Source organism: Streptomyces sp. NPDC043870, assembly GCF_056435785.1.
On the sequence record NZ_JBWKDT010000086.1, the window covers coordinates 1 to 9662 of the forward strand.

At 67.8% G+C, this 9662-nt stretch carries 4 protein-coding genes and 2 pseudogenes; 3 read left to right on the forward strand and 3 right to left on the reverse strand.

Going from position 1 to position 9662, the window contains the following annotated elements; all coding sequences use genetic code 11:
* The 3 genes and pseudogenes from AC0699_RS38520 to AC0699_RS38530 all read left to right on the forward strand — a co-directional run.
* Positions 1–95: pseudogene (locus AC0699_RS38520) on the forward strand (transposase); the annotation flags it as partial.
* 150 nt (positions 96–245) lie between these two features.
* Positions 246–3344, forward strand: coding sequence for a Tn3 family transposase (locus AC0699_RS38525; protein ID WP_478670873.1), 3099 nt, complete (start codon positions 246–248; stop codon positions 3342–3344).
* A 114-nt stretch (positions 3345–3458) separates the two neighbouring features.
* Complete coding sequence (locus AC0699_RS38530; protein WP_478670868.1) at positions 3459–4655, forward strand: low temperature requirement protein A; 1197 nt, start codon at positions 3459–3461, stop codon at positions 4653–4655.
* A gap of 352 nt (positions 4656–5007) precedes the next feature.
* On the opposite strand, the gene AC0699_RS38535 is transcribed toward AC0699_RS38530, so the two are convergent.
* From AC0699_RS38535 to AC0699_RS38545, 3 genes and pseudogenes are all read right to left on the reverse strand, one after another.
* On the reverse strand, positions 5008–6204 hold the full coding sequence (locus AC0699_RS38535; protein ID WP_478670868.1) for a low temperature requirement protein A: 1197 nt from the start codon (positions 6202–6204) through the stop codon (positions 5008–5010).
* 114 nt (positions 6205–6318) lie between these two features.
* On the reverse strand, positions 6319–9417 hold the full coding sequence (locus AC0699_RS38540; RefSeq protein ID WP_478670873.1) for a Tn3 family transposase: 3099 nt from the start codon (positions 9415–9417) through the stop codon (positions 6319–6321).
* Positions 9418–9567: 150 nt separating this feature from the next.
* Positions 9568–9662 (reverse strand): annotated as a pseudogene (locus AC0699_RS38545) (transposase); the annotation flags it as partial.

Consider the following 9662-nt stretch of genomic DNA (forward strand, 5'->3'; position numbering starts at 1 on the left):
TCGTCTGCGACAACTACTCCCCGCACCTGACGACGAAGCGGTGCCAGCGGGTTGCGACGTGGGCGGCGGCAAACAATGTGGAGATCGCCTATACCGGGGGGTCGGAGGAGATACGCGCGAAACGGGCCACTTGAACACATCGGGTGATGACTGGCTACGTTGTGTGTCTTCCGCTTGATGGCGGTCTGTGATGATCGCCAGTACGGGGTCCACAGGTATTGTGGCTGCCGATCATGTGATTGGCGGTGTTTGTGGCTTCGGTGGAGCGGACGGCGTATCCGCGGTTCAAGCGGGTTATCTCCGACCGTGAACTGGCGCAGTTCTTCGTCCCGGATGAGGCTGAGGTCGGGTGGGCGGCGAAGCGGACGCATGGCCGCCCGGAGTCGCTTCTCGCGCTGCTGGTGTTGCTGAAGTCCTGTGGAAGGCTCGGGTACTTCCCGGTGTTGGACGAGGTTCCGGAGCTGGTTGTTGCCGGTGTGCGTGCGGCGGCCGGCTTGCCCGAGGGGGTCGTGCCGGTGGCTGAGGAGCGGACGGCGAAGCGCTACCGTTCCTGGATCCGGGAGTACCTGGGCCTGGGGTATGACCCGGCACTGGCGCGGAAGATCGCTGCTGCCGCGATGGAGGAGGCGGCCCTGGTGCGGGCCTCTGGGGTGGACCTGGTCAACGTCGCGCTGGAGGAGATCGTGCGGGCGGGCCTGGAGCTCCCGGGGTTTTCGACGCTGGACCGGATGGCGGCCTCGGTCAGGACGCGGGTGGAGGGTGAGATATTTGCCCGGATTGCCGAGCGAGTGGCTGCGGCCGGGCCTCGTCTGGCGGGGTTGTTGGTGGTGCCGGATGGTGAGCGGCGCAGCCCCTTTGATGTGATCAAGGAGCCGGGGCGGCGGGCGACGTGGTCCAGGTTCCGGCAGCATGGCGAGCGCGTCGATCTCGTTGATGCTTTCGGTGATGCGGCCAGCTGGGTGGAGGGGGTCGCTGCTGCCAAGGTCAGCGCGTTCGCGGAGCAGGCCCGGGTGCTGTCGGTCGGCGAGATGCTGGACATCAGCGAGCCGCGCAGGACCGCTCTGCTCGCGTGCGTGGTGGCGAAGGCCAGGGCTCGGGTGCGCGATGAGTTCGTGGTGATGCTGTCCAAGCGGATGGCACGGCATGCCAAGCGGGCTCAGGAGGAGCTGGCAGACCTGGAACAGCGTCACAAAGCGTCCACCGAGCAGCTGCTGGTCTCCTACAGGAACGTGCTGACGGTGCTGAAGGAGCACAGTCCCGACGAGCGTCCTGGTCTGAGCGGGCAGGGGAGCCTGGACGAGGCGTTGGCGGTGAAGCGTGTCCGCGAGGTGGTGGAGGGCAGTGGTGGCTTCGATGCCCAGCTGGCGGAGATAGAAGCCCTGTCCGCGTACCGGGGCGGGAACTGGACGCCGCTGGTCGAGCGCTTCTTCCGTCCCGACCGGCCGACGATGTTCAAACTCGCCCAGATCCTGACCTTCGTGCCCACCTCGCGGGACCGCAGCGTGCTGGACGCCCTGGAGCACGCCGTTGCCAACCGGCACCTGACCCGTGAGCTCATTCCTGACACGGCCCTGGCCCCCGCGGCAGCGACCGACGACGGGAATTCCGTACCGCCCCAGGTTCTGGACTTGTCGTTCGCCTCGCAGCAGTGGCGCACGACGGTGTATGCGAAGGACCAGCCGGGAATGCTGGTGCGCCGGCATTTCGAGGCGATGGTCTTCACCTACCTCGTCGAAGAGCTGCGCTGCGGGGACATAGCCGTAGCCGGGGCCGAGGACTTCGGCGACTGGACCACAATGCTGCTGCCCTGGGACCAGGTGAAGTCCCAGGTGACGGAGTTCTGCGAGCAGGCAGGCATCCCCGGTACCGCCGACGCCTTCGTGGACAACCTGAAGAAGCAGCTCACGCAGGTCGCCGAGGAAGTGGATGCCGGCTATCCGGACAACGCGGACCTGACGATCGACCCCATCACGGGTGTGCCCTCGCTCAAGCAGCGCACCGGTCGCGAGCGCACCGACTCCGCGGCCGCGCTGGAGGCCGAGCTGGACCAGCGGCTGCCGGTACGCGGCATCCTCGAGCATCTGGCCCGGGCGGCGCACTGGACCGGCTGGTGGCACCGCCTCGGCCCTCTCTCCGGGTCGGACCCCAAGCTGAAGGAACCGCTGGCCCGGTACGTGGTCACCGCGTTCACCTATGGCTCCGGCCTCGGCGCCACCCAGGCTGCCCGGCACATGAGCACGGTCTCGGCACACGAGCTGGCCGCGGTCGCCAAACGCCACTGCACGCCCAAGAATCTGAGCCGGGCGGGCGCCGACATCGTCGACGCGCACCTCGACCTGGACCTGGTGCGGTCCTGGGGCGACGGTTCGGTGGCAGCGGTGGACGGCACGATGATGGATTCCGCCGTCGACAACCTCCTCGCCGAGACCTCGATCCGCTACGGCGGCTACGGAGGGATCGCCCATCATCTGGTCGCCGACACCTACGTCGCGCTCTTCTCCAGGTTCGTTCCCTGTGGAGTCTGGGAGGCCGTCTACCTCATAGACTCCCTCCTGCAGAACCAGTCGCAGGCGCGGCCGGAGCAGGTCCACGCCGATACGCAAGGCCAGTCTTTCCCTGTCTTCGGACTCGCGCACCTGCTGGGGATCGACCTGCTGCCGAGAATCCGCAACTTCCAGGACCTCACCTTCCACCGCCCCAACGCCAAGACTCGCTACCGCCACATCGACCAGCTGTTCTCCAGCGACCCCCGAACCGCCATCGACTGGGACCTCGTACACCGCCACTGGCCCGACCTCATGCAGGTCGCCCTCTCGGTCAAGCAGGGCACCGTCTCCTCGGTGACCCTGCTACGCCGCCTGAACAACCGGTCGAGGAAGAACCAGATCTACCAGGCGTTCCGCGAGGTCGGCCGCGCCGTACGCACGATGGTGCTGCTGCGCTACCTGTCCGACCCGGCACTGCGGGAGCAGATCCAGAAGGCGACGAACAAGGCCGAGGCCTACAACGGATTCACCAAATGGCTCCACTTCGGCAACGCCGGCTGGCTGACCAGCCGTGACCCGGAACTGCAGGACAAGGCGGTCAAGTTCCTCGACCTCCTCACCGCGAGTGTCGTCTTCTCCACCAGCATCGACATGACCTGGGCCCTGCGGCAGATGGCCCACGAGGGCTGGACGCTGAATGCGAGCGATCTGGCAGTACTCAGCCCCTACCGGCGCGAGAACGTACTCCGCTTCGGTGACTACACAACCGACCAGCTCCACATCCCTCCCCCCTCATACGACCCCGTACTCCACTCAGGGGCTGCCGAAGAGACGAGCGCTGGAACAGCGCCTCGATGATCGTCAACCCCGCCGGGCCTGTCTTCGGGCCGGCACGCGGGCCCCTGTAACCGGGCGCCCGTCTGATCAGGCAAACACTCTCTGCCTTGCACCCGACCCGAAGGACTCACCAGCATGATCACTGATCCGACCGCCACCAGAGAAACCCCGCTGGAGCGGCATGCCAGCTGGCTGGAGCTCTTCTTTGACCTGCTCTTCGTCGCGATCGTCTCACAGTTGGCACATAGCCTGGTCGGGCATGTCACCGCGGGGCAAGCGCTCGCGGTGGTCGGCCTGTTCTGCCCGCTCTGGTGGCTCTGGGTGTCGTTCAGCTACTTCTCGGACACCGAGGAACGCGACACGCCGGGGCACCGGATCGGCGTACTGGTCATCATGGCTTGCCTGGTGGTCACCGGTGGCGGGATCGCGGGTGCCCTGCACGGCGACCCCGCGCTGTTCGCACTTGGCATCGGACTGGCCCGGCTGACCTCCACCGTGCTGTGGGCACTGACCGTTTCGCGGCGGTTCGGGCGGCGCACCACGACCCGCACCACCGCGCCATACCTCGTCGCGGCCGCAGCCTGGCTGTTCTCCGCTGCGCTTCCTGCCCCGGCCTGCTACCCAGTCTGGGCGGCCGCACTGCTGCTGGAGGCCGTCCCCGCGCTGCGTGCCCCAAGCGGGGCCACGGCCACGGTGCGTGCCGCGATCGACGGGCCGCACCTGGTCGAACGGTTCGGCCTATTCGTGATCATCGTGCTGGGCGAGGGCATCGTCCAGATCATCGCGGCCCTCGGTAGCACCGGCCATGCCAGCGCGCCTACCGTACTCACCGGACTAGCCGCCTTCGTGCTGCTGGCCGCCGTTTGGTGGCTCTACTTCGACTTCGGCAGCGAGGCATCGCTCGCGCTGCTCAAGGCCCGCCCCAGCGACGTCTGGTCGCTGCTGCGGGACGGCTTTGCCTTCGGCCACCTCCTGCTGGTCGGCGGGATCGTTGCCCTCTCCGCTGGCCTGGGCGCCGCGGTCACGGCCGCCAAGACCGGCGGCGTGAACCCGGAGACGGTCCGCATAGTCTGCGCCGCCTTGCTGGCCTACCTGCTGAACAACGCGGTCGTCGGCGTCACCCTCGGCATGAGCTCCGTCCGCAGGACCGCCGCCTGGCTGCTCCCCGACGCGGCTGCAGTGGGCGCGGTCTGGGCCGCCGCCACCCGCCTCGCCCCCGGCTGGGCCTTCCTCCTGCTGGCCGCGGCCCTCCTGCTGACCTCCCTCCCCAGCATCCTCCGCCGCTGGCGCACCCCCGAAGGTTCCGATCGCTCGGCCACCGTGCCCGGGTGAACCCGCACTGGCTCGCGGACACCTGCCCGTCCAACGACAGCCACAAGTCCGCTCACCCGTGCAGCCGAGATACCCACTCCCCTCCGGCATTACTAAACGTAGCTACTGGCTAGGAAGACGGCCGCACAAACCCGTACCGGGTCTTGCGAGGAGATACGCGCGGTAGCGCCGGGGCATGCCCCGGCGCTACCGCGCGTATCTCCTCGCAAGACCCGGTACGGGTTTGTGCGGCCGTCTTCCTAGCCAGTAGCTACGTTTAGTAATGCCGGAGGGGAGTGGGTATCTCGGCTGCACGGGTGAGCGGACTTGTGGCTGTCGTTGGACGGGCAGGTGTCCGCGAGCCAGTGCGGGTTCACCCGGGCACGGTGGCCGAGCGATCGGAACCTTCGGGGGTGCGCCAGCGGCGGAGGATGCTGGGGAGGGAGGTCAGCAGGAGGGCCGCGGCCAGCAGGAGGAAGGCCCAGCCGGGGGCGAGGCGGGTGGCGGCGGCCCAGACCGCGCCCACTGCAGCCGCGTCGGGGAGCAGCCAGGCGGCGGTCCTGCGGACGGAGCTCATGCCGAGGGTGACGCCGACGACCGCGTTGTTCAGCAGGTAGGCCAGCAAGGCGGCGCAGACTATGCGGACCGTCTCCGGGTTCACGCCGCCGGTCTTGGCGGCCGTGACCGCGGCGCCCAGGCCAGCGGAGAGGGCAACGATCCCGCCGACCAGCAGGAGGTGGCCGAAGGCAAAGCCGTCCCGCAGCAGCGACCAGACGTCGCTGGGGCGGGCCTTGAGCAGCGCGAGCGATGCCTCGCTGCCGAAGTCGAAGTAGAGCCACCAAACGGCGGCCAGCAGCACGAAGGCGGCTAGTCCGGTGAGTACGGTAGGCGCGCTGGCATGGCCGGTGCTACCGAGGGCCGCGATGATCTGGACGATGCCCTCGCCCAGCACGATGATCACGAATAGGCCGAACCGTTCGACCAGGTGCGGCCCGTCGATCGCGGCACGCACCGTGGCCGTGGCCCCGCTTGGGGCACGCAGCGCGGGGACGGCCTCCAGCAGCAGTGCGGCCGCCCAGACTGGGTAGCAGGCCGGGGCAGGAAGCGCAGCGGAGAACAGCCAGGCTGCGGCCGCGACGAGGTATGGCGCGGTGGTGCGGGTCGTGGTGCGCCGCCCGAACCGCCGCGAAACGGTCAGTGCCCACAGCACGGTGGAGGTCAGCCGGGCCAGTCCGATGCCAAGTGCGAACAGCGCGGGGTCGCCGTGCAGGGCACCCGCGATCCCGCCACCGGTGACCACCAGGCAAGCCATGATGACCAGTACGCCGATCCGGTGCCCCGGCGTGTCGCGTTCCTCGGTGTCCGAGAAGTAGCTGAACGACACCCAGAGCCACCAGAGCGGGCAGAACAGGCCGACCACCGCGAGCGCTTGCCCCGCGGTGACATGCCCGACCAGGCTATGTGCCAACTGTGAGACGATCGCGACGAAGAGCAGGTCAAAGAAGAGCTCCAGCCAGCTGGCATGCCGCTCCAGCGGGGTTTCTCTGGTGGCGGTCGGATCAGTGATCATGCTGGTGAGTCCTTCGGGTCGGGTGCAAGGCAGAGAGTGTTTGCCTGATCAGACGGGCGCCCGGTTACAGGGGCCCGCGTGCCGGCCCGAAGACAGGCCCGGCGGGGTTGACGATCATCGAGGCGCTGTTCCAGCGCTCGTCTCTTCGGCAGCCCCTGAGTGGAGTACGGGGTCGTATGAGGGGGGAGGGATGTGGAGCTGGTCGGTTGTGTAGTCACCGAAGCGGAGTACGTTCTCGCGCCGGTAGGGGCTGAGTACTGCCAGATCGCTCGCATTCAGCGTCCAGCCCTCGTGGGCCATCTGCCGCAGGGCCCAGGTCATGTCGATGCTGGTGGAGAAGACGACACTCGCGGTGAGGAGGTCGAGGAACTTGACCGCCTTGTCCTGCAGTTCCGGGTCACGGCTGGTCAGCCAGCCGGCGTTGCCGAAGTGGAGCCATTTGGTGAATCCGTTGTAGGCCTCGGCCTTGTTCGTCGCCTTCTGGATCTGCTCCCGCAGTGCCGGGTCGGACAGGTAGCGCAGCAGCACCATCGTGCGTACGGCGCGGCCGACCTCGCGGAACGCCTGGTAGATCTGGTTCTTCCTCGACCGGTTGTTCAGGCGGCGTAGCAGGGTCACCGAGGAGACGGTGCCCTGCTTGACCGAGAGGGCGACCTGCATGAGGTCGGGCCAGTGGCGGTGTACGAGGTCCCAGTCGATGGCGGTTCGGGGGTCGCTGGAGAACAGCTGGTCGATGTGGCGGTAGCGAGTCTTGGCGTTGGGGCGGTGGAAGGTGAGGTCCTGGAAGTTGCGGATTCTCGGCAGCAGGTCGATCCCCAGCAGGTGCGCGAGTCCGAAGACAGGGAAAGACTGGCCTTGCGTATCGGCGTGGACCTGCTCCGGCCGCGCCTGCGACTGGTTCTGCAGGAGGGAGTCTATGAGGTAGACGGCCTCCCAGACTCCACAGGGAACGAACCTGGAGAAGAGCGCGACGTAGGTGTCGGCGACCAGATGATGGGCGATCCCTCCGTAGCCGCCGTAGCGGATCGAGGTCTCGGCGAGGAGGTTGTCGACGGCGGAATCCATCATCGTGCCGTCCACCGCTGCCACCGAACCGTCGCCCCAGGACCGCACCAGGTCCAGGTCGAGGTGCGCGTCGACGATGTCGGCGCCCGCCCGGCTCAGATTCTTGGGCGTGCAGTGGCGTTTGGCGACCGCGGCCAGCTCGTGTGCCGAGACCGTGCTCATGTGCCGGGCAGCCTGGGTGGCGCCGAGGCCGGAGCCATAGGTGAACGCGGTGACCACGTACCGGGCCAGCGGTTCCTTCAGCTTGGGGTCCGACCCGGAGAGAGGGCCGAGGCGGTGCCACCAGCCGGTCCAGTGCGCCGCCCGGGCCAGATGCTCGAGGATGCCGCGTACCGGCAGCCGCTGGTCCAGCTCGGCCTCCAGCGCGGCCGCGGAGTCGGTGCGCTCGCGACCGGTGCGCTGCTTGAGCGAGGGCACACCCGTGATGGGGTCGATCGTCAGGTCCGCGTTGTCCGGATAGCCGGCATCCACTTCCTCGGCGACCTGCGTGAGCTGCTTCTTCAGGTTGTCCACGAAGGCGTCGGCGGTACCGGGGATGCCTGCCTGCTCGCAGAACTCCGTCACCTGGGACTTCACCTGGTCCCAGGGCAGCAGCATTGTGGTCCAGTCGCCGAAGTCCTCGGCCCCGGCTACGGCTATGTCCCCGCAGCGCAGCTCTTCGACGAGGTAGGTGAAGACCATCGCCTCGAAATGCCGGCGCACCAGCATTCCCGGCTGGTCCTTCGCATACACCGTCGTGCGCCACTGCTGCGAGGCGAACGACAAGTCCAGAACCTGGGGCGGTACGGAATTCCCGTCGTCGGTCGCTGCCGCGGGGGCCAGGGCCGTGTCAGGAATGAGCTCACGGGTCAGGTGCCGGTTGGCAACGGCGTGCTCCAGGGCGTCCAGCACGCTGCGGTCCCGCGAGGTGGGCACGAAGGTCAGGATCTGGGCGAGTTTGAACATCGTCGGCCGGTCGGGACGGAAGAAGCGCTCGACCAGCGGCGTCCAGTTCCCGCCCCGGTACGCGGACAGGGCTTCTATCTCCGCCAGCTGGGCATCGAAGCCACCACTGCCCTCCACCACCTCGCGGACACGCTTCACCGCCAACGCCTCGTCCAGGCTCCCCTGCCCGCTCAGACCAGGACGCTCGTCGGGACTGTGCTCCTTCAGCACCGTCAGCACGTTCCTGTAGGAGACCAGCAGCTGCTCGGTGGACGCTTTGTGACGCTGTTCCAGGTCTGCCAGCTCCTCCTGAGCCCGCTTGGCATGCCGTGCCATCCGCTTGGACAGCATCACCACGAACTCATCGCGCACCCGAGCCCTGGCCTTCGCCACCACGCACGCGAGCAGAGCGGTCCTGCGCGGCTCGCTGATGTCCAGCATCTCGCCGACCGACAGCACCCGGGCCTGCTCCGCGAACGCGCTGACCTTGGCAGCAGCGACCCCCTCCACCCAGCTGGCCGCATCACCGAAAGCATCAACGAGATCGACGCGCTCGCCATGCTGCCGGAACCTGGACCACGTCGCCCGCCGCCCCGGCTCCTTGATCACATCAAAGGGGCTGCGCCGCTCACCATCCGGCACCACCAACAACCCCGCCAGACGAGGCCCGGCCGCAGCCACTCGCTCGGCAATCCGGGCAAATATCTCACCCTCCACCCGCGTCCTGACCGAGGCCGCCATCCGGTCCAGCGTCGAAAACCCCGGGAGCTCCAGGCCCGCCCGCACGATCTCCTCCAGCGCGACGTTGACCAGGTCCACCCCAGAGGCCCGCACCAGGGCCGCCTCCTCCATCGCGGCAGCAGCGATCTTCCGCGCCAGTGCCGGGTCATACCCCAGGCCCAGGTACTCCCGGATCCAGGAACGGTAGCGCTTCGCCGTCCGCTCCTCAGCCACCGGCACGACCCCCTCGGGCAAGCCGGCCGCCGCACGCACACCGGCAACAACCAGCTCCGGAACCTCGTCCAACACCGGGAAGTACCCGAGCCTTCCACAGGACTTCAGCAACACCAGCAGCGCGAGAAGCGACTCCGGGCGGCCATGCGTCCGCTTCGCCGCCCACCCGACCTCAGCCTCATCCGGGACGAAGAACTGCGCCAGTTCACGGTCGGAGATAACCCGCTTGAACCGCGGATACGCCGTCCGCTCCACCGAAGCCACAAACACCGCCAATCACATGATCGGCAGCCACAATACCTGTGGACCCCGTACTGGCGATCATCACAGACCGCCATCAAGCGGAAGACACACAACGTAGCCAGTCATCACCCGATGTGTTCAAGTGGCCCGTTTCGCGCGTATCTCCTCCGACCCCCCGGTATAGGCGATCTCCACATTGTTTGCCGCCGCCCACGTCGCAACCCGCTGGCACCGCTTCGTCGTCAGGTGCGGGGAGTAGTTGTCGCAGACGA